The organism is Alkalilimnicola ehrlichii (genome assembly GCF_003399765.1).
Lineage (GTDB): Bacteria > Pseudomonadota > Gammaproteobacteria > Nitrococcales > AK92 > AK92.
The window spans coordinates 259,636-280,082 of record NZ_NFZV01000001.1 but is presented as its reverse complement, the minus strand read 5'-3'; the positions used below and the strand labels follow the sequence as shown (position 1 = coordinate 280,082).

Sequence of the window (20,447 nt, the reverse complement as noted above, 5' to 3'; positions counted from 1 at the left end):
GCGGTTTACGCCGCCGCCTCGCGCCGACCTTTCGCGAACACGAAGTCGCCATCGCGCACATCGATCTGTATTTCATCGCCCGGCCCGTAATGACCTTGCAGAATCTCCTGCGCCAGGCGGTTTTCGATCTGATGCTGGATGACGCGTTTCAGCGGTCGCGCACCGTATACGGGATCGAAACCGGCTTCGCCGAGCTTATCCAGCGCGGCTTCGCTGAAGCGGATGGCCATATCGCGATCGTGCAGGCGACGATCGAGATAACCGACCTGGATTCGGCTGATTTCCCGAATCTGCTCCAGCGCCAGCGGCCGGAACACCACCACTTCGTCCACCCGGTTGACGAACTCGGGCCGGAAGTGGCCGGTGAGAAGATCCATCAACTCCGAGCGCAACTCCTGATATTCGACGTTGCCGATACGTTCCTGAATAACGCTCGACCCGAGGTTCGACGTCATCACGATCACCGCGTTGCGGAAGTCGACCGTCCGTCCGTGGCTATCGGTCAACCGACCGTCGTCCAAGACCTGTAACAGAATATTGAACACATCCGGGTGCGCCTTCTCGATCTCGTCGAGCAAGATCACCGAATACGGCTTACGGCGCACAGCTTCGGTCAGGTAACCGCCTTCTTCATAACCGACATACCCAGGCGCGCGCCGATTAAGCGAGCCACGGCATGTTTTTCCATGTACTCGGACATGTCGATCCGCACCATCGCCTCTTCGGTATCGAACAGGAACGACGCCAACGCTTTGCATAACTCGGTTTTACCAACGCCGGTCGGCCCCAGGAACAGGAACGAACCGTTCGGCCGGTTCGGGTCCGACAAGCCCGCTCGCGACCGGCGAATGGCGTTGGACACGGCGGACACCGCTTCTTCCTGACCGACGACGCGCTTGCGCAAGACCTCTTCCATCCGCAACAGCTTCTCGCGCTCGCCCTCCAACATCTTGGATACCGGGATGCCGGTCCACTTGGACACGACCTCGGCGATTTCTTCTTCCGTCACGCTAATGCGCAACAGCTGCATATCGTGCATTTCGGCCTGGGCGGCCAGATCGAGCTGCTGCTCAAGCTCGGGGATACGGCCGTACTGTAGCTCGGACATGCGGGTTAGATCGCCCGCACGGCGCGCCGTTTCCATCTCCTGACGGGCGCGCTCCAACGCCTCCTTGATGTGCTGAGTGCCCTGTACCGCGGCCTTTTCCGAGTTCCAGATCTCTTCCAGCTCGCCGTACTCGCGCTCAAGCCGATCGATTTCGTCTTGCAAAGCCTCCAGCCGCTTCTTCGACGCCTCGTCCGACTCCTTATTCAGCGCCTCGCGCTCGATCTTGAGCTGAATCAGCCGCCGTTCGAGCTTATCCATCTGCTCCGGCTTCGAATCGATCTCGATACGAATTCGGCTGGCCGCCTCGTCGATCAAGTCGATTGCCTTGTCCGGCAGCTGGCGGTCGGTGATGTAACGATGCGATAAGGTTGCCGCCGCGACTAGCGCCGGGTCGGTCACCGATACGCCGTGGTGCACCTCGTAGCGCTCTTTCAAGCCGCGCAGAATCGCAATGGTGTCTTCCACACTTGGTTCGTCCACCAGCACTTTCTGAAAGCGCCGTTCCAAGGCTGCGTCTTTTTCGATGTACTTGCGATACTCATCAAGCGTCGTAGCGCCGATGCAATGCAGCTCCCCGCGCGCGAGCGCAGGCTTGAGCATGTTGCCCGCATCCATCGAGCCTTCGGCCTTACCCGCCCCGACGATGGTGTGGATTTCGTCGATGAAGAGAATGATCTGCCCCTCTTGCTTGGCCAGATCGTTCAATACGGCTTTCAAGCGCTCCTCGAACTCGCCCCGAAACTTAGCACCGGCGATCAGTGCGCCCATGTCGAGGCTCAACAGGCGCTTGTTCTTTAGCGCTTCCGGCACTTCGCCATTGATGATCCGTTGCGCCAACCCCTCGACGATCGCTGTCTTACCCACACCCGGCTCACCGATCAGCACCGGGTTGTTTTTGGTTCGCCGTTGCAGAACCTGGATAGTGCGGCGAATTTCGTCGTCACGCCCGATCACCGGGTCGAGCTTGCCTTGCTCGGCCCGCTCGGTCAGGTCGATGGTGTACTTCTCCAGAGCCTGACGCTGATCTTCGGCGTTCGGGTCGTCAACGTTCTGCCCGCCGCGCATATCGTCCACAGCCTTTTCGACGGCGTCTTTAGTGGCACCGGCCTTACGCAGCAATTCGCCGACAGGCCCTTTATCGTCGGTCGCCGCCAGAACGAACAGCTCGCTGGAGATGTACTGGTCCTTGCGTTTCTGGGCGAGTTTATCGGTCAGATTCAGCAAGCGCCCCAGATCGTTGGACAAATGCACTTCGCCGCCGACGCCTTGCACGCTCGGCAGACGCTCCAGCGCCTCGCCCAATTGCGAGCGAAGGTAATTGACGTTAGTGCCTGCCTGACTCAGCAACTGGCGGATACCGCCGCCGTCCTGGTCGAGCAGAGCGGTTAACACATGAATGGGCTCGATAAACTGGTGATCGCGCCCTACCGCTAAGCTCTGGGCATCGGCCAGAGCCATTTGAAATTTCGTTGTAAGCTTATCCATCCGCATGGGAAAACTTCCTCACTCAAATCTTTAGGTCCATTTTAGCACTCACGCAAGAGGAGTGCTAACTCTGCCAACTAAGAAGTGTGACCACAGATTTGTGAGTTTGATCCCATTCCATCGGGATAAAGCGATGCTGCCGTGGAAGAAATACGGCTCAAGACAGGAAAGCCGCCAACAACGCCTAAGTCTACCGGCCTCAGCGCCAGATAAGGCTCGCCATTCGCCCGGTACGGCCGTCGCGGCGATACGAGTAGAACATGTCCTTCTGGCGATACGTACAAAACCCGCCGCCGTAAACGCGATCTATACCTAAGCGTTGCAAGCGCTCACGCGCCAAACCGTAAAGGTCGGCGTACCAATGACCTTCGCGGTCAGCAGGCACAAAACACTCTGCGGCGGCAGGCGATTGCCGCAGAAAAGCGGCACGTACTTCGCCTCCCACCTCAAAGACCGCCGGCCCAATCGCCGGCCCAAGCCATGCCATCAGCGTGGCCGGCGCCGTTTGCAGCGCAGCGACACCTTGTTCGATAATTCCGGCCGCTAACCCACGCCACCCGGCATGCAGCGCCGCCACCCGCTCGCCGGCGTCGTCACACAGCAAAACCGGCAGACAGTCGGCCGTTAACACTGCGCACACGATACCGGGCCGGTCCGCCCAGCTACCGTCGGCCTCGGCCTCGCCATCGGCCGCCGGCACGACGCGCGTTCCGTGAACCTGCCGCAACCACGCAGGCTCTTGCGGTAGCCGTAAGCGCTCGCGCAACCTGCGGCGGTTCTCTGCCAAGCACACCGGATCGTCCTCGACATTAATCCCGAGGTTAAAACTCGCCAACGGCGGGAGGCTCGCCCCACCGACCCGCGTCGTCACCCCTGCTTTAATGTTCGTCGGCGCCGGCCAATCGGCGGCGATAAACGATGCACTCTCGGTCATGGCTCCACCGTATCTGCCGGACACTCGCTACGCATAACCGCCAAGAGATCTTGCAAATCCCGCGGCGGCTGCACCTCCCACTCCATAGGCTCGCCCGTTTCCGGATGCACCAACCCTAACCGCGTCGCGTGTAAAGCCTGACGACGAAACCCCCGCAGCGTCTCTCGCAGCAGCTCGCTCGCGCCTTTAGGCAACAAAAGACGGCCCCCGTACACCGGATCGCCCACCAACGAATGCCCGATATAAGCCATGTGCACGCGGATCTGATGGGTCCGGCCCGTTTCCAGACTGGCCCGAACCAGCGTATGAGCACGAAAACGCTCAACCAGTCGATAATGCGTGATGGCCGGTCGGCCGCCGTGGGACAACACTGCCATGCGCTTTCGATCGCGAGGATGCCGCCCGATCGCACCCTCTACGCGCCCTCCGGCGGTCAGGGTACCGTTGATCAACGCCAGATAGTCGCGCCGCACCGTACGCGCGGACAGCTGCTCCACCAGAGATTTATGCGCTGCCAAGGTTTTCGCAACCACCATGAGGCCGGACGTGTCTTTATCCAGGCGGTGCACAATCCCGGCCCGCGGAACAACGGCCAACTCGGGCGCATGATGTAACAAGGCATTCTGGACCGTGCCGTCGGGGTTACCGGCCCCCGGGTGCACGATCAAGCCTGCCGGCTTGTGCAGAACCAGGATGGCCTCATCCTCATACACGAGATCGAGCGCCAAGGGCTGGGCCTTAACGGCATCGTTCGTCTCCAGCTCGCCGGCAACGACCACCGTCTCGCCGCCATAGACTTTGTCTCGCGGTCGCAGCGTTCGGCCGTCGACCTCCACCTCCCCGGCCTTAATCCACGCTTGCAGGCGGCTGCGGGAGAAGTCAGGGAACAGTTGCGCCAGAACCTGGTCTAAACGTTGTCCGGCACAATCGGCGGGGACGATGGCGGAAAGCTGGACGGTGTCGCTCATACCGTTCGATTACCTGCATAAAAAGAGGCGCTCAGTAAGCGCATTGATTGTCCTGGGCCACTACGTTTCTCTACAATGACGCTCATTACTTCACGTGGATGAACGCGAACATGACGCTAAGCCGACTTTTCCTGCTCCTGCTGCTGTCTGCCAGCCTCGCCGCCTGCGGAACGCTACGCGGCGACCGAACCGACGACGAAGCACAAACCGCCCAGGCGCTCTACGAGCAAGCTCAAGCAGCCGGCCGGCGCGGAGAATTCGAAACGGCGATTCGCCAGCTGGAGCAGTTGCAAGCGCAATTCCCGTTCGGCCATTACGCTCGTCAGGCGCAGCTCGACATCATCCACATGTACTTCCGGGCCGAAGACATGGACTCGACGGTTGCCGCCGCCGACCGTTACATGCGCCTTTATCCGCGCGATGAGAACGTAGCCTACGCGTATTATATGAGGGCGACGGCGAATATGAACCGCGGTCGCGACTTCCTCACCGGCATATTCCGCATCGACCGCAGCATGCGCGACCCGGAGCCGCTGCGGCAAGCTTACGCCGACTTCCGCTATTTGGCGCAAAATTTCCCCGACACCGAGTATGCGGATGACGCCCGCGACCAGATGACCAACCTGCGGATGCAACTGGCGGAGCACGAATTATACGTCGCGGACTACTACATGCGGCGGGGCGCTTATGTCGCTGCGGCACGCCGCGCTCAAGGCGTCGTCGAACAGTTCAACGACACACCCGCCTACGAAGACGCGCTCCATATTCTGAGCGAGGCTTACGAACGTTTGGAAATGGACGATTTGCGGGAAGAAATCAGGCAACTGCTGGAAACAGCCGCTGCCGTCTAATCGACAACAACGGCAGTCCGACCAAACGGACTGCCCTTGAAATGGCTTACGCACGCGCGGGCGGGTGCCATCCTCCGGCTGATCGATAAGCCGTTAAATTGCGTCCTGATCCTGCTCGCCGGTACGAATACGGATAACCTGCTCGACCGAGGTGACGAAAATCTTACCGTCGCCGATCTTGCCGGTACGAGCCGCCTTGGTAATGACCTCAACGCAATGGTCGACCTGATCGTCCGCTACGACAACTTCCAGACGCATTTTCGGTAAGAAATCGACAACGTACTCGGCACCGCGATACAACTCGGTGTGACCTTTCTGCCGCCCGAACCCCTTCACCTCGGTTACCGTCATACCGGTGATACCGATATCCGACAACGCTTCACGGACGTCGTCCAGCTTAAAAGGCTTAATGATGGCCTCAACCTTTTTCATGACTGATCCTTTTTACGTCAAATCCGCCAGACCAGCGGCAAAGATAGCAGCTTATGTAAGGCGGAGGGAACGGCAAGCGAATCGACAACCGCAACCTCGGCGACGAGGAAACATGCCTAAGGCGAGGCCGGCTCGCGTCAGCCGACCTCGCCCCGAAGCGCTGTGGACTTAACCAGAGAAGAACTCGTTCATCCGTGCGCCGATCTCGGCCGGCGAACGAACGGTAACCACACCGGCCGCTTCCAGCGCGGCGAACTTGTCCTTCGCCGTGCCTTTGCCGCCGCTGATGATCGCACCGGCGTGCCCCATGCGCTTACCCGGAGGCGCGGTGACACCGGCGATATACGCGACAACCGGCTTACGTACGTTGGCCTTGATGTACTCCGCGGCCTCTTCCTCGGCCGTACCGCCAATCTCGCCCACCATCACGATGCCCTTGGTCTGACGGTCTTCCTGGAACAGTTCCAGGCAGTCGATGAAGGACATACCGTGAATGGGGTCGCCACCGATGCCGACGCAAGTGCTTTGCCCCAGACCGATGTCGGTGGTTTGCTTGACCGCTTCGTAGGTCAGGGTGCCGGAACGGGAAACGATACCAATGGAACCCGGCTTATGGATGTGCCCCGGCATAATGCCGATCTTGCACTCGCCGGGGGTGATGATCCCCGGGCAGTTCGGGCCGATCAGCCGCGCGCCGTAGTAATCCAAGGCACCTTTCACTTTCAGCATATCCATGACCGGAATGCCTTCGGTGATGCAAGCGATCACTTTCACACCGGCTTCGGCCGCTTCCAGAATCGCATCGGCGGCGAACGCAGCCGGCACGTAAATCATGGACGCGGTAGCGCCGGTGGCCGCAACGGCCTCTTTCGCCGTGTTGAAAACCGGGCGATCCAGGTGGGTTTCGCCACCGCGGCCAGGCGTCACGCCGCCGACCAGGTTGGTGCCGTAGGCAATCGCCTGTTCGGAATGGAAGGTCCCCTGCTTACCGGTAAAACCCTGGCAGATGACCTTCGTGTTCTTGTCGACAAGAATACTCATGGCTGTGCAAATTCCTCAGTCGGTGCGGGCCTTATTGGGCGACGGCAGCGACGACTTTCTTCGCTGCATCGGTCAAGTCGTCGGCCGGAATCAGGTTCAGGTTGCTGCCGTTCAGCAGCTCTTTGCCCTTGTCGACGTTGGTGCCTTCCAGCCGAACCACGACCGGCACCTTCACCCCGACTTCCTTAACGGCCTCGATGATCCCCTCGGCGATCATGTCGCAACGGACGATACCGCCGAAGATGTTCACCAAAATGCCTTCGACCTTGGGGCTGGAGAGGATCAGCTTGAACGCTTCGGTCACCCGCTCTTTGGTAGCACCGCCGCCAACGTCCAAGAAGTTCGCCGGATCGCCGCCGTGCAGCTTGATCACGTCCATGGTCGCCATCGCCAGACCGGCACCGTTGACCATGCAGCCGATGTTGCCGTCGAGCGTGATGTAGTTGAGGTTATGTTCGGCGGCCGCGACTTCGGTTTCGTCTTCTTGCGTGATATCGCGCATATCGGCAATCGCCGCCTGACGTCCGACTTCGATCGCGTTCGGGTCGATGTTGACCTTAGCGTCCAAGGCCAGCAACTCGCCTTCTTGCGTCACGATCAGCGGGTTGATCTCGACCAGGCTAAAGTCTTTGTCCTCGAACAGCTTCGCCAGAGCGGCCATGATTTTCACCAACTGGCCAACCTGTTTGCCCTTAAGACCCAGGGCAAACGCCATTTGACGCCCCTGATAAGCTTGGAAACCGGCAACCGGATTGAGGCCGATGGTAATGATCTTTTCCGGCTCCGTGGCAGCGACTTCTTCAATGTCCATGCCGCCGGCGGCGGAGCCCATGAACACGAGGCGCTTGCTCGCCCGATCGATCAGCGCACCGAGATACAGCTCCCGCTCGATGTTGAGGCCTTGCTCGACCATCACCGAATGAATGGGCATACCGTTAGCGTCGGTTTGGTGCGTTACCAGGCGGCTACCCAGCAACGAATTGGTGTAGTCCTTGACCTCGTCCAGGTCCTTGACCACTTTCACGCCACCGGCCTTGCCGCGGCCACCGGCATGCACTTGTGCTTTGACAACCCAAACGTTGCCACCCAGCCTTTTAGCGGCGTTTTGCGCCTCTTCGGCTGAGCGAGCTACCGAGCCCTGGGGAATGGGAATTCCATACTCGGTGAAAAGGCTTTTGGCCTGATACTCATGAAGATTCATCTTGCGCCAGCTCCCCTGAGGAAGGATAGGAAGGAAAATTATGCGGCCGTCATTCTCTACGAATCTGCCGGTCAACGCAAAATACAAGCGTTTGAAACGCATGCAAGCCTTGCATCCAGTCCGTATTAGCTTGAGACTGTTTAGCAGCGAGTAGACGTGCCCCAAAAGACCCGAAAGGAACCGCCCGTGGGATTCCTTAGACGGCTATCGAGCGGGCGCCGAAACAAGGAAGCCGGCAACGCCGGCCATTAGAACAACAACATACGGGATCTTCGCGCGAAAGCGATTTCGGCGCGCACTCATTGGACTATGAGCATCCGTTCCACGGACGAAACCTTATTCTCTCGCGGCGCTCGTCAAGACGCCTATAGCTGGCGACCGTTACGAGCCTTGGCGATTTATCGCATCATCATCGTTGCCAGCCTTACCCTGGCAACGATGACCGCGGGCAGTAGCAGCGTCTTCAGCGGGCCGTCGGACAGTGCGCTTTTTCTAAAGCTCGCGGTCGCCTACCTGGTCTTTAGCGTCATGGCCTATCTTGCCGTCAGCTATCGGCGCCCTCGTTTTAGATGGCAGCTGTACTGTCATGTCAGCGTCGATATCGTCGCCATCACCATGCTCATCCATGCCAGCGGCACCTTAGGCAGCGGCCTCGGGGCACTCATGCTGGTGGCCGTCGCCGCCGGCAGCATCCTCACCAACCGCCGCATGGCCTTCTTTTTTGCCGCGCTGGCCAGCTTATCGCTACTGCTCGAACAAGCTTATTCGCACGTTTTCGCCGGCAGGGATCATAACGATTACACCCAGGCCGGGCTGCTCGGCATGAGTATTTTCGCGACCGCCCTGGTGGGCAACCTGTTGGCGAAACGAGCCCGCGAAAACCAGATGCTGGCCGATCAACGTAGCGGCGACCTCGCAAGCCTCGAAGTCCTTAATCATCATATCGTCCAGCGCATGGAAGAAGGCGTTCTGGCGCTGGACGAAGATAACCGCATCCAACTCAGCAATCGCGCTGCCGCTCGCTTGCTCGGCGCAGGCGTCGAAACCCCAGGCGCCAACGTATCCGCAATTGCGCCCGGGCTTGTCGCCGCCTTAAGCAGCTGGCGCCACCACGGCTACAGCCTTTCCGAACCCGTCTTGCAAGGGGAGCAAGGCGAGTATCGGGTACGCTTTCAGACCTTAGATCCGGAACGCCGCCGGGCTTTAGCGTTTCTGCAGGACCTCGGCGAACTACGCGTACAAGTCCAACAAGAAAAGCTCGCCGGCCTCGGCCGCCTCACCGCCAGTATCTCTCACGAGATCCGCAATCCGCTCAGCGCCATTGTCCATGCCGGGCAGTTGCTGGAAGAAGCCGAAGGGCTGCAAGACGGCGATCGCCGCCTAATAGAGATCATTCGTAAGCACAGCGGGCGCCTTAACGGTATTGTCGAGAACGTCCTCCAACTCTCGCGCCGGCGTAGCGCCGAGCGACAGTCGGTGGCACTACAAGCCTGGCTGGAGGAATTCCGCGACAGCTTTGCCGCCCAACACCACACCGAGCATTTCCAGCTCGAGATTTACGTCACGCCCCCTACCTTGGTCGCGCCCTTCGATCGCGAGCATTTACACCAAATACTCGACAACCTCTGCGGCAACGCCTTACGCCACGGCGGCCCCGTCCGCCCACGCTGCATCGCCATTCATGCCCGGCGCAGCAACCAAGGGCAGGTCGAACTCGAGGTGAGGGACAACGGCCAAGGCATCGCCCCGGAAACGGCCAACCGCCTCTTTGAACCGTTTTTCACCACCGCCTCGGCCGGGACAGGCCTGGGGCTTTATTTATGCCGCGAACTCTGCGAAGCGAACCAAGCTCAGCTACACCACATACCGAGCAGCAGCGGTAGCTGCTTCCGCATCCGGTTCGGTGTCGCTCACAGGGAGATTGCATAATCATGAGCCGACCCTTGGCACTCATCGTTGACGACGAGCCCGATATCCGCGAGCTGATACAGCTGACGCTTCAGCGCATGGAAATCGATACCGTCACCGCCGCCAACCTGACGGAAGCAAGGCAGATATTGGGCAAGCAAAACTTTTCCTTATGCCTGACCGACATGCAGCTACCCGATGGCAATGGAATCGAACTGGTCGAACACATGCGGGACCGCTTTCCCGACATACCGGTTGCGGTCGTTACGGCTCACGGCAGCATGGATACGGCTGTGCAAGCGTTGAAAGCCGGCGCCTTCGATTTCGTCGCCAAGCCCGTCGACCTGGCGATCTTACGCAAGCTGGTCGACAGTGCAGTAAAACTTACGCTCAGCCCGGCCGAGGACCGCCGCTCTCGCCACACCTTATTAGGCGAATCGAAGCCGATGCAACGCATCCGCTCCCTGATCGGCAAGCTGGCCCGCAGCCAGGCTCCGGTTTATATCAGCGGCGAATCCGGCACTGGCAAAGAGCTGGTGGCACACCTGATTCACGATAAAGGCCCCCGTCGGGACAAACCTTTCGTGCCGGTTAACTGCGGCGCCATCCCCGCCGAGTTGATGGAGAGCGAATTTTTCGGCCACAAGAAAGGTAGCTTCACCGGCGCCAACACCGACAAACAAGGCCTGTTTCAGGCCGCTGACGGCGGCACCTTATTCTTGGACGAAATTGCCGAATTGCCGATGCACATGCAGGTCAAACTACTGCGCGCGATTCAGGAGAAAGCGATCCGCCCGATCGGAGAACAGCGCGAAACCCCCATCGACGTTCGCATCCTAAGCGCCACCCACAAAGATCTCGCCCAGCTGGTTAGCGACGGTGGGTTTCGGCAAGATCTGTATTACCGCATCAACGTCATCCAACTCCCCGTGCCGCCCTTGCGGGAAAGACGGGACGACATCCCCGCCTTGGCCGAACACTTTCTGAAGCAACTGGAAGCCGATGGCGCCCCACTACGCCTCAGCTCGGAAGCCATGAAAGCCTTATGCCACTACCCCTTTCCCGGCAATGTACGGGAGCTGGAAAACGTACTGGAGCGCGCCGTCACGCTTGCGGAAGGAGAAACGATTCAAGCCGACGACCTATTGCTACCGGAAGCCGAAGTTAGCGCTCCGCAGCCGGTCGATGTCGAGCCGGACGAGGATTTTGCCTTAGAGGATTACTTGGGCGACATCGAGCGTAACGTGATCGTCAGCGCCCTGGAGAAGGCCAACTACAATAAAACCGCGGCAGCCAAACTGCTCGGCATCAGCTTCCGCGCGCTACGTTATCGACTCAAGAAGCTGGAGCTGGAATAAAGCCTGCTCGACCACCGGCCGAGGTGACAAAATTGGTCACCTCGGCAAACGCCACCTGCCGCACCACGTCACCCGCACTGAAGCACTCGCCGGTCCCGACTCACGCAAGTCCTTGTTACAGAGGCACGTAGCCATACCGGCAACATTGGCACGCCTTCTGCATTATCCCTTGCGAGCCGCGGCCTCGCCGCCGGCTAGAACAATGAAAAGGAACAGCGGCCGCGCCAGCGGCCGATCAACAACAAATGAGCAGGGGAAGATAATGAAGAAGGCTCAACAAAAAGGCTTTACGCTCATCGAATTAATGATCGTCGTCGCGATCATCGGTATTCTCGCGGCGGTGGCCATTCCGCAGTATCAGCAATATACCGCCCGTAGTGCGGCAAGCGACGGTATCTCTGCCATCCGCCCGATTCAGCTGGCGATTGCAGAGTACGCGCAGATCAATCGTGCCCTTCCGGAAGGGTATGGCAACCTCCCGTCTCTAGACGAGGCAGAAGAAGCTAATACCTGTAGCGGCATTGTGCAACTTGTACAGATTACGGGGTTTGCTGACAGCTCCGATGATCGAGAGATCGAAGTTACCGTCACGTTCTATGAGAACGGCGAGAATCCGGTTGAAGAATGCGGTGATACCGGTACTGCAATGAGCGTACCGCAACCGCTGTCCGGCGAAAACCTTATCTTCATTGGCAGAATGAATGAACAAGGAGTCGTTTCCTGGACCATCGACGATCTCTCTAGCGTCGAAGCCTCCTACCGGCCGACCCTGCGCCGCTAAGAGTTAACCACTTGAGAAAAGCCCCTGCGCCCTTCGGCCGGGGGCTTTTTTTTTGCTCTTTGCGCTTAGCAGGGTTGTCGGCTTTTCGGTAAGGCCTTTGCTGTAAGCGGCTGCGGTTATTACTGAAGATTTGAAAATTGTGCGCTTCGCGCGATTTGTTTAGAAGGCGGGGTTCCGCCCCCGCACGGCGGGTTCCTTTTCTTGCTTGCCCAAGAAAAGGAACCAAAAGAAGGGCAGCCCACTGTCTCGCCCCGCCTGCGGCGGGGTCCCCTGCGCTTCTCGGCTTCGAGCGGGGTCTGCCGACGGGCCATCCTTGGCCCGACGACAGACGCGCGGCTTCCCTGCCGCGCCCCTTCGGGCCTTGTCGCTCGAAGCCTGCGATGCTCGGCGAGCCAAAGGGCGAAGTAAGAGCGCTTCGTTCGTTGCCTCTGCTTTCTCCGACCCGCCTAACGCTGTTAACCGGTTTGGCGTTTGCTTCTTGGGAAGACGTTAATCGAAGGGTCTTGCTCTTGCCCGTTGGCGCTGCCGAGCATCGCAGGGGCTTTCGGTAAAGGCCCCGTAGGGGTGGCCGCCACGGATGGCGGCCATTCGACCGTCAGGCCAGGGATGGCCTGTCGGGCGAACCCCGAAAGCTCCGAGAAGCGCAGGGCACCCCGCGTTAGCGGGGCAGCGCCTCCGGGTCGCCTTTCTTTGTTGTCTTTCTTTTGCGACGCAAAGAAAAGTAACTCGCCCAGGAGGGCGAAACAGGGCGTTAAGCATCACTACAGGCAATAGCGACTAAGCGCAGACCCCAGACGCCGTGCGGGGGCGGAACCCCGCCTTCTAAACAAATCGCGCGAAGCGCACCACCCTTAACCACCAACACAAAAAATAACCGCCCCGCCAAAGCCCAACGAACCATTTCACCCGCATGCGCAAAACCCTCACCCCGCCCCAACGGCAACAAGGAATTCCACACACACAAGAAAGCAACAACAGAGAAAATAAATGGTGGCTACGGGTGGACTTGAACCACCGACCCCAGCATTATGAGTGCTGTGCTCTAACCAACTGAGCTACGTAGCCATATCAGGTAGGTAGGGCGCAAATTCTCTTATGTAGCGGCCGTGCTGTCAAGGCCCAACCGCTACATCTTTCGCCTTTTTAGACATTAAAGCGGAAGTGCATTATGTCGCCTTCCTGAACGATGTACTCCTTACCCTCCAGCCGCAGCTTGCCGGCCTCCTTACAGCCCTGCTCGCCTTTGTAGGCGATAAAGTCATCGTACGCCATCGTCTCAGCACGAATAAAACCGCGCTCAAAGTCGGTATGGATGCGACCGGCGGCTTGCGGTGCGGTGGAGCCGGCCGTAACGGTCCAGGCCCGCACTTCTTTCACTCCGGCGGTAAAGTAGGTCTGCAAACCGAGCAGCTTGTAACCGGTGCGAATCACGCGATTCAAGCCCGGTTCGTCTAAACCGTACTCTTTCAGAAACTCTTGCTGATCCTCAGGCTCCAGCGCGGCCAGCTCCGCCTCGATGGCCGCACAGACGGCAACGACTTCCGCCCCCTCCTGCTCCGCCATCTCGGCGACTTTGTCGAGCAGCGGGTTATTCCGAAAACCGTCTTCAGCCACATTGGCGATGTACATCAGCGGCTTGATCGTTAAAAGATGTAGATCGCGCAGCTGAGCGGCTTCCTCGTCGCTTAAATCCATCGACCGTAGAGCCTGCCCCGTATCCAGGTGCTCGCGCACCTTCTTGAGCAAATCACGCTTAGCTAACGCGACCTTGTCGCCGGACTTGGTTTGCTTCTCCACCCGCTGCAGCGCGCGCTCAACCGAATCCAAATCCGCCAAGGCCAGCTCGGTGTTAATCGTTTCGGCGTCCGCCAACGGATCGACCTGGCCGTTGACATGATGAACGTCGTCATCCTCGAAGCAACGCACCACCTGGCCGATGGCATCCGTCTCGCGGATATGCGCCAGGAATTGATTACCCAAGCCCTCGCCCTTTGAAGCGCCCGCCACCAAACCGGCAATATCGACGAACTCCATCGTGGTGGGCACGACCTTTTCAGGCTTCACAATCTCTGCCAGCGCCTGTAGCCGCAGATCGGGAACGGCCACCATCCCCACGTTCGGGTCGATGGTGCAGAAAGGGTAGTTTTCGGCGGGAATCTCGGCCTTCGTCAAGGCATTGAAAAGCGTGGATTTACCGACGTTCGGCAAACCGACGATACCGCATTTAAAGCCCATGGTGGAATCCTGTCACTGTGTAAATAGCGGAAGTTGGGTGTGGCGCGGGAGAGGCTTTAAGCTTTATGGCTGTGCAAGGTCTGCATCGCGCGCTCGAAATCGCCGGCCAGCAAACGCTCGGCTTGATCGGCAGCCAGGTCGTTGCACGTATCGATCAACGGCTGTTCGGCCGCACTCGCCCGCCCCAGCACATAGCCGACTACCTGCTCTTTCTGCCCAGGGTGGCCGACCCCGATACGCAAGCGCCAGAAATCGCGACTCCCCAACACCTGTATGATGTCTCTCAAGCCGTTATGACCGCCATGACCGCCGCTGAGTTTCATTTTCACCTGCCCAGGCGGCAAATCGATTTCGTCATGGGCGATGAGAATCTGCTCCGGTGGAATGCGGTAAAAGCGCGCCAAGGCAGCAACCGAAGCCCCGCTGCGATTCATAAACGTCATCGGCTTGAGTAAGTGGCAGTCCTGCCCGCCGACGACAATCCGCGCGGTTTCGCCTTGAAACTTGGCTTCCGAACGGAAAGACCCGCCATACCGCCGGGCTAGTTCCTCAACGAACCAGAACCCTGCGTTATGACGGGTCTGCGTGTAGCGATCGCCGGGGTTGCCCAGGCCTACGATCAGCGCTATCGGTGCTGCTGCCGCCATCCTCGACTACCCCGACCTTCGAGACCTTAGGCCTCTTCGCCCTCTTCGCCTTCGGCAGAGCCGCTGGCGCCCGCTCCGCTGACGGAGACGACGGCCACGTCATGCTCCGGACCTTGCGCCAGCGCAGGAATGCTCACACCCTTCGGCAGCTTAAGATCGGACAGGTGCAGGGAGGTGCCCGGCTTCAGCGCAGCGCAGTCGACCTCGATAAACGGCGGCAAATCCTTCGGCAGACACTCGATCTCGACTTCGATCATGTCGTGATGCAGAACGCCGCCGGCTTTCTTCGGCGCTTCTTCGTTGAGGAAATGCAGCGGTACGTGGCTGGTCAGCTTGGTGCCGGCCAAGACACGCTGCAAGTCCATGTGCTGAACCAGCGGCTTGTACGGATGACGCTGCAAGTCTTTCAGGATAGCCTTCTCGCTCTTACCCTCAATGTCGACGGTAATGATCTGCGAATAGAAGGCTTCTTCTTCCAGCAAACGCAGCAACTGCTGCTCCGGCACCGTCAAGGAAACCGGCTTTTTCTTACCGCCGTAGAGGATGGCGGGAATTTTCTTCGCACGGCGCAGGCGGCGGCTCGCACCTTTCCCCAGATCCGTGCGCTTTTCCGCATCGAGTTTCAATTCGATAGTCATGTCGTACTCCAAAAAAGGCCGTTACAACGGCAAAAACATCGCCCCCGCGACCAAGGGCGATGCTCCGAAAAACCGAGCGCATCGGCACCACGCCAACGCCCTACGGTTCTTATTCGATAAACAGCTCGCTTACCGATTCGTCGTTACTAATACGTCGAATCGTTTCGGCCAACACGGCGGCAATGCTTAGCTGCCTAATCCGCGGGCAAGCCTTCGCTTCGGGCCGCAGCGGGATCGTGTTGGTCACCACTAATTCATCAAGGTGCGAATCGGAAATTCGCTCGATCGCCTTCCCGGACAACACCGGGTGGGTGATATAGGCAACGACCTTGGCGGCCCCCTTGTCTTTCAAAGCTTTGGCGGCTTCGCACAAGGTGCCTGCGGTGTCTACTAAGTCGTCGACGATGATGCAAGTCTTATCCCGAACATCGCCGATGATATTCATTACCTTGGCTTCGTTAGCGCGCGGGCGGCGCTTATCGATAATAGCTAAGTCGGCATCGTCCAAACGCTTGGCGATGGCGCGCGCGCGCACTACGCCGCCGACGTCGGGCGATACGACAATCTTGTTCGGATATAACTGGCGCCAGATATCGCCAAGCAGCACCGGGGAAGCATAGACGTTGTCCACCGGCACATTGAAAAAGCCCTGAATCTGGTCGGCATGCAGGTCGACGGTCAGCACCCGGTTAATACCGGCCGCGGAGATCATATCGGCAACCAGCTTGGCCGTAATCGGCACCCGCTGCGAACGCGGCCGGCGATCCTGTCGGGCATAACCGAAATAGGGGATAACAGCGGTCAAGCGAGCGGCGGAAGAGCGCCGCAGGGCATCTGCAATAACCAACAATTCCATTAAGTTATCGTTGGTCGGAGCGCAAGTGGGTTGAACGATGAAAACGTCCTTGCCGCGAACGTGTTCGTCGACTTCGACCATCACTTCGCCGTCGCTAAAACGGCCTACAACGGCATGCCCAAGCCGGGTTTTGAGATGATCGGCAATTGCCTCGGCCAATTGCGGGTTTGCGTTACCCGCAAACACCATCATGCGTCCATTATCGGTCACGGCTTACCCATTCATTTATTTGCAGTGTGAGGACTCGATAACAGATCCAGGCGCGGCAGGGAAATGGCTGGGGTGGCAGGATTCGAACCTGCGCATGCGGGAATCAAAATCCCGTGCCTTACCACTTGGCGACACCCCAGTTGTCTGACTTTATGATCAGCTCGCCTATCACTATGCGGCAGCGGTCGCTGCTTTCACGCGTGAGCGTAGCGGTGATTCGTCTACGCCCCGGGCAACGAAACCTTGCCACGGTTTGGGCACACTTGCAAGCACCTCTCGTGCTTGTGCCTCATCGTCGAATTCGGCGAAGAGGCAAGCGCCCGTACCGGTTAGGCGCGCTTGGCCGAAGCCTGCTAACCAATCGAGCGCCCGCGCCACCTCAGGGTAGAGCGACCGCACCACCGGCTCGCAATCATTACGCGCCTGGCCCGCGCGAAAGGCCGACATTGTGATACTCGGAGAATTTCTTGTCAATTCCGGCGTGCAAAAGATTTGCCGAGTGCTTATTTTGCAACCGGGATGAAGCACTAAAAACCATGAAGAATCAAGACTTACCGGCGCAAGCCGCTCGCCGACCCCTTCGGCCCAGGCACTGCGACCACGAACGAAAACCGGCACATCGGCCCCTAACCGCAACCCGAGTTCGGCCAGTTCGTCCTCCGTCAAGCCTGTTTGCCAGAGCGTGTTCAGCGCAACCAGCACCGTTGCCGCATTACTGCTGCCGCCGCCTACCCCGCCACCCATCGGTAAGCGCTTGTGCAAGGCTATGTCGGCACCGAGCGTCGTTCCGCTGGCCTCTTGCAGCAAGCTTGCGGCACGCACGCAGAGATCTTGCTCGGGCGCAATCGGCCGGGCCGGCTTGCGTTGAATGCGTCCGTCGCGGCGGACGTCGAACCGAAGGCTGTCGCCATAATCGAGCAGCTGGAACACGGTCTGTAGCTCGTGGTAGCCATCGTCGCGCCGCCCCAGAACGTGAAGAAACAAATTCAGCTTGGCCGGTGCCGGCCACTCGATAGCGACACTCATGGCGCGATCTCCCAGGCTTGCACCGCAACCCGCACCTCAATTCCGTCTCCCCGCATAAACACGGTGCGCGGCAGGACGTAGGTGCCGACGGTTTGATAGCGCCGATAGTCAATCACCCAGCCGTGCTGGCGCAACTCGTCCACCAGCCCCAGCTCATCCAGGTTATAGCTCGCTTCCGTGCCCGGGTCGGGGATACCGAGCAACCAAAACCGTAAGGACTCTAGCGGGAGGTCGAAACCGGTGTAGTAAGCCAAAAGCTCACCGGGGGCCGCCGCATAATCGTCGACGCCTTCGCTGGTACGCAAACGCACCCACCCCGGCGTACCATCGACCTGGACCTGCCCTGCTCCCCAAGGTGCACGCAAGGCGACCGAGTACTGCTCGCCCTCCTGCCGCCAATCCAAACTAACCGTGCCGGAATCGGCCGCGGTACGGATCGCCGCCCGTCCGCTCAAGCTCCAGCCGGGCAAGGTGCGTAACACTTCTGCCCGCTCGTCGTAATCCTGCTCGACGACGGGGCCAGGCGCCATTGTGGCGCAGGCGCTCAGCAAGAACGCCAACAATAGTAAAAGCGATAAACGACGAAACATTACTCACTCAAAAATTGTTGCGCACGTAGCAGCGCAGGGTGTTCGGGATCGGCCTCCCACGCCTCGGAGAAGACTTGCAACGCTTCTTCGTACTCTCCCAGTGCCCACAAGATCTTCGCTAAGTGGGCGGCGATTTCGGGGTCAGGATGACGTTGATAGGCCTGTTCTATATATTCCAGCGCCTTTGCCGCATCGCCCAGGCGATAGTAGGCCCACCCCAAGCTATCCATGATGGCCGGATTGGTCGGCTTCAACGCATGGGCCCGCCGAATCAGTTCATACCCCTCCTGGTAGCGTTCGGTGCGATCGACAAGGGTATAGCCTAGCGCATTCAAGGCATGGGCATGATCGGGGCGCTGGCGGATAATGGCTCGCAAATCCCGCTCAGCGGCGAGCAAGCGATCTAACTCAACGTTAACCAATGCTCTGCTGTACAACAACTCCACCGCATCGGGCCACTCGCCCAAAGCTCGGCTGAGCAGAACCAAAGCCTGATCCGGCTGCCCGACCTGCCGAACCAGTTCGGCCTCCATCACATAGGCTCGCAACGCCTCTTCCGGATGCTCGCGGCGAAAACGTGCGAGCCGCTGCCTGGCTGCCCGGACCTCGCCGCGCTCAACCAACAATAAGGCAATTCGAAACTGGGCCTCGACCAGCCGGTCGCCGCCCGCCTCACCGTACCAGCGGATTGCGCCGTTATAATCGCCTTCGCCCTCGGCAAGGCGCCCAAGATAAAAGTAGGCGTCATCCAAACGCTCGCCGACATTGATCAAACGCAGCAAATAACGACGGGCCTGCTCGACGCGCTCCAGCTCGACAGCGAGTAACGCAGCGCCGTACAAAATCTGCGGATCGCGGGGGCGCTCCTGCAACAACAACTCGAACTGCCCCAGAGCCGACGCCGTTCTCTCCATGTTCAGCAACGTGCGCGCGTAATAAAGGCGTAACTCGTAGTCTTCCGGCCGATTCGCCAGCACTTTCTCCAGTAAATCAAGCGCCGCTTTCGTTTCGCCCTCTTGTAATTGGATACGGATGTTTAGCAAGTAAGGCGCCCGCCACTCCGGCTCTAACAGGCTCGCGCGCTGAGCAGCGAGCAAGGCCACGTCCGTACGACCTACCTGGGCCGCCACTTGCGCTAAGACATACTGAGCATGAGCTTCTGCAGGACGCTCGGCGACAATTGTCTCCAGCACGGCTAAGCCTGCTTCGCGATCGGGCTCCTGACTCAACGCCACCCCAAGCCGGGCCAAAGCCTCCTCCGGACCGATCAGCGGATCGTCCAGCAACACCTGAAAATGCTCTAGCGCTGCGTCTCGATTGCCATGCCGTAACTCGAACAGCCCCACCGCCTGGTGCGCCTCGGGGCTGGCTGGCGCCAACGCCAGCCAACGTTGCGCAGCCTCTAAGCCGTCGTTGTTACGACGCTCATAGAGCGCCAGCCGCGCTGCGCGCTCGGCAACCCGGACATCGTCGGCCATACGCATCGCGGCCAGATAACTATCCAGCGCCTGCCCGGCATCGTCCAGTTGAACCGACAACTCAGCGACGAGTAAGTGGTAGTAGAGCTCGCTTAATGGGTTGTCGTCGTCTTCCAACTCCACAATTTCCAGCTCTTGCGCCAACAACTCATACCGGCCCTCAAAAACCTCTCGGTCTTCCGAAACCTCGGGCTGCGGCGGGACACTGGCGCAGGCAGCCACCATCAGGCCTAGCAGTACGAGCAAGAAACTGCGACACATCTGCCTTATTCTCCAACTTGCCGCAGAAAAAGCGGCAACCTTTCGGTACAATAGCGAACGTTTTCCGATCAGCGGCCCTGGAGCCTTCCGCATCCTGGCCGATATTAGTCCCGGATTTGCGACGTGCTCAGACCACTGACGGCAAACGGGCAACGCAAGGAAACGCTGAGCGATTTCCTTGCGTTGCAGCGCACACAAAGCCCACCGAGACCCCCGGGGGATTATTCGACGTTTTCGTCGTGAACTGCCGAACACCGCCGCGACAGCATCCGCCCAACGCGGGTATGGTTATAGCAGGCGGCGTTGCCAACTTATATCAAGCGGCGCAAAATTCCTTTCCGCTACTATACCGATAGCGGCGTGTAGAAACGATTAGCTTAATCCATTAGCTTGTATTTATGCGCGGTACCTCTAAAATCGGCCCAATCTAAACCGCCTG

General features: G+C 59.2%; 16 protein-coding genes, 2 tRNA genes and 1 pseudogene. 4 read left to right on the top strand and 15 right to left on the bottom strand.

The window, feature by feature from the left end; genetic code table 11:
• Positions 1-5 precede the first annotated feature (5 nt).
• From clpB to rluD, 3 genes and pseudogenes are all read right to left on the bottom strand, one after another.
• Positions 6-2,599 (bottom strand): annotated as a pseudogene (clpB, locus tag CAI21_RS25445) (ATP-dependent chaperone ClpB).
• A 193-nt stretch (positions 2,600-2,792) separates the two neighbouring features.
• Positions 2,793-3,527, bottom strand: a complete 735-nt coding sequence (pgeF, locus tag CAI21_RS01365) for a peptidoglycan editing factor PgeF (RefSeq protein ID WP_116300627.1) — start codon at positions 3,525-3,527, stop codon at positions 2,793-2,795.
• Positions 3,524-4,495, bottom strand: coding sequence for a 23S rRNA pseudouridine(1911/1915/1917) synthase RluD (gene rluD / locus CAI21_RS01360; RefSeq protein ID WP_116300626.1), 972 nt, complete (start codon positions 4,493-4,495; stop codon positions 3,524-3,526). The genes pgeF and rluD overlap by 4 nt, the downstream gene beginning before the upstream one ends.
• Positions 4,496-4,605: 110 nt before the next feature.
• On the opposite strand from rluD, the gene CAI21_RS01355 reads away from it, so the two are divergent.
• Positions 4,606-5,346 carry an outer membrane protein assembly factor BamD gene (locus tag CAI21_RS01355; RefSeq protein ID WP_181919207.1) on the top strand — a complete coding sequence of 247 codons (741 nt, stop codon included), beginning with the start codon at positions 4,606-4,608 and terminating at the stop codon, positions 5,344-5,346.
• 93 nt (positions 5,347-5,439) lie between these two features.
• Here CAI21_RS01355 and CAI21_RS01350 read toward each other — a convergent pair whose 3' ends face one another.
• The 3 genes from CAI21_RS01350 to sucC form a co-directional block, all read right to left on the bottom strand.
• Positions 5,440-5,778: a P-II family nitrogen regulator gene (locus CAI21_RS01350; RefSeq protein ID WP_116300624.1), complete on the bottom strand. Its 339-nt coding sequence runs from the start codon at positions 5,776-5,778 to the stop codon at positions 5,440-5,442.
• A 168-nt stretch (positions 5,779-5,946) separates the two neighbouring features.
• Positions 5,947-6,819, bottom strand: a complete 873-nt coding sequence (sucD, locus tag CAI21_RS01345; RefSeq protein ID WP_116300623.1) for a succinate--CoA ligase subunit alpha — start codon at positions 6,817-6,819, stop codon at positions 5,947-5,949.
• 31 nt (positions 6,820-6,850) lie between these two features.
• Entirely contained in the window at positions 6,851-8,020 is a 1,170-nt protein-coding gene (sucC, locus tag CAI21_RS01340; protein WP_116300808.1) for an ADP-forming succinate--CoA ligase subunit beta, read from the bottom strand.
• Positions 8,021-8,329: 309 nt separating this feature from the next.
• Here sucC and CAI21_RS01335 point away from each other — a divergent pair, with 309 nt between their 5' ends.
• The 3 genes from CAI21_RS01335 (at position 8,330) to CAI21_RS25440 (ending at position 12,067) form a co-directional block, all read left to right on the top strand.
• Positions 8,330-9,949 carry a sensor histidine kinase gene (locus tag CAI21_RS01335; protein ID WP_116300622.1) on the top strand — a complete coding sequence of 540 codons (1,620 nt, stop codon included), beginning with the start codon at positions 8,330-8,332 and terminating at the stop codon, positions 9,947-9,949.
• A gap of 2 nt (positions 9,950-9,951) precedes the next feature.
• Positions 9,952-11,286 (top strand): sigma-54-dependent transcriptional regulator, encoded by a 1,335-nt coding sequence (locus CAI21_RS01330; protein ID WP_116300621.1) that lies wholly within the window; start codon positions 9,952-9,954, stop codon positions 11,284-11,286.
• 259 nt (positions 11,287-11,545) lie between these two features.
• A complete protein-coding gene (locus CAI21_RS25440; protein WP_309544626.1) occupies positions 11,546-12,067 on the top strand; it encodes a prepilin-type N-terminal cleavage/methylation domain-containing protein in 522 nt (173 codons plus the stop codon).
• Positions 12,068-13,055: 988 nt separating this feature from the next.
• Here the strand turns inward: CAI21_RS25440 and CAI21_RS01320 are convergent.
• The 9 genes from CAI21_RS01320 to CAI21_RS01280 form a co-directional block, all read right to left on the bottom strand.
• A tRNA-Met gene (locus CAI21_RS01320) sits at positions 13,056-13,132 on the bottom strand.
• Positions 13,133-13,210: 78 nt separating this feature from the next.
• Positions 13,211-14,302 (bottom strand): redox-regulated ATPase YchF, encoded by a 1,092-nt coding sequence (gene ychF, locus CAI21_RS01315; protein ID WP_116300619.1) that lies wholly within the window; start codon positions 14,300-14,302, stop codon positions 13,211-13,213.
• Positions 14,303-14,358: 56 nt separating this feature from the next.
• Entirely contained in the window at positions 14,359-14,949 is a 591-nt protein-coding gene (gene pth, locus CAI21_RS01310; protein ID WP_116300618.1) for an aminoacyl-tRNA hydrolase, read from the bottom strand.
• A gap of 26 nt (positions 14,950-14,975) precedes the next feature.
• Positions 14,976-15,587, bottom strand: a complete 612-nt coding sequence (locus tag CAI21_RS01305; RefSeq protein WP_116300617.1) for a 50S ribosomal protein L25/general stress protein Ctc — start codon at positions 15,585-15,587, stop codon at positions 14,976-14,978.
• Between the two features lie 109 nt (positions 15,588-15,696).
• A complete protein-coding gene (locus CAI21_RS01300; RefSeq protein WP_116300616.1) occupies positions 15,697-16,635 on the bottom strand; it encodes a ribose-phosphate diphosphokinase in 939 nt (312 codons plus the stop codon).
• Between the two features lie 82 nt (positions 16,636-16,717).
• A tRNA-Gln gene (locus tag CAI21_RS01295) sits at positions 16,718-16,792 on the bottom strand.
• 32 nt (positions 16,793-16,824) lie between these two features.
• A complete protein-coding gene (ispE, locus tag CAI21_RS01290) occupies positions 16,825-17,679 on the bottom strand; it encodes a 4-(cytidine 5'-diphospho)-2-C-methyl-D-erythritol kinase (protein WP_116300615.1) in 855 nt (284 codons plus the stop codon).
• Positions 17,676-18,269 carry a lipoprotein insertase outer membrane protein LolB gene (gene lolB, locus CAI21_RS01285; RefSeq protein ID WP_116300614.1) on the bottom strand — a complete coding sequence of 198 codons (594 nt, stop codon included), beginning with the start codon at positions 18,267-18,269 and terminating at the stop codon, positions 17,676-17,678. Before lolB ends, ispE begins: the two co-directional genes overlap by 4 nt.
• The gene (locus CAI21_RS01280; RefSeq protein WP_181919206.1) at positions 18,269-20,008 is read right to left on the bottom strand and encodes a tetratricopeptide repeat protein; all 1,740 of its coding nucleotides are present in this window, start codon (positions 20,006-20,008) and stop codon (positions 18,269-18,271) included. Before CAI21_RS01280 ends, lolB begins: the two co-directional genes overlap by 1 nt.
• Between the last annotated feature and the right edge of the window lie 439 nt (positions 20,009-20,447).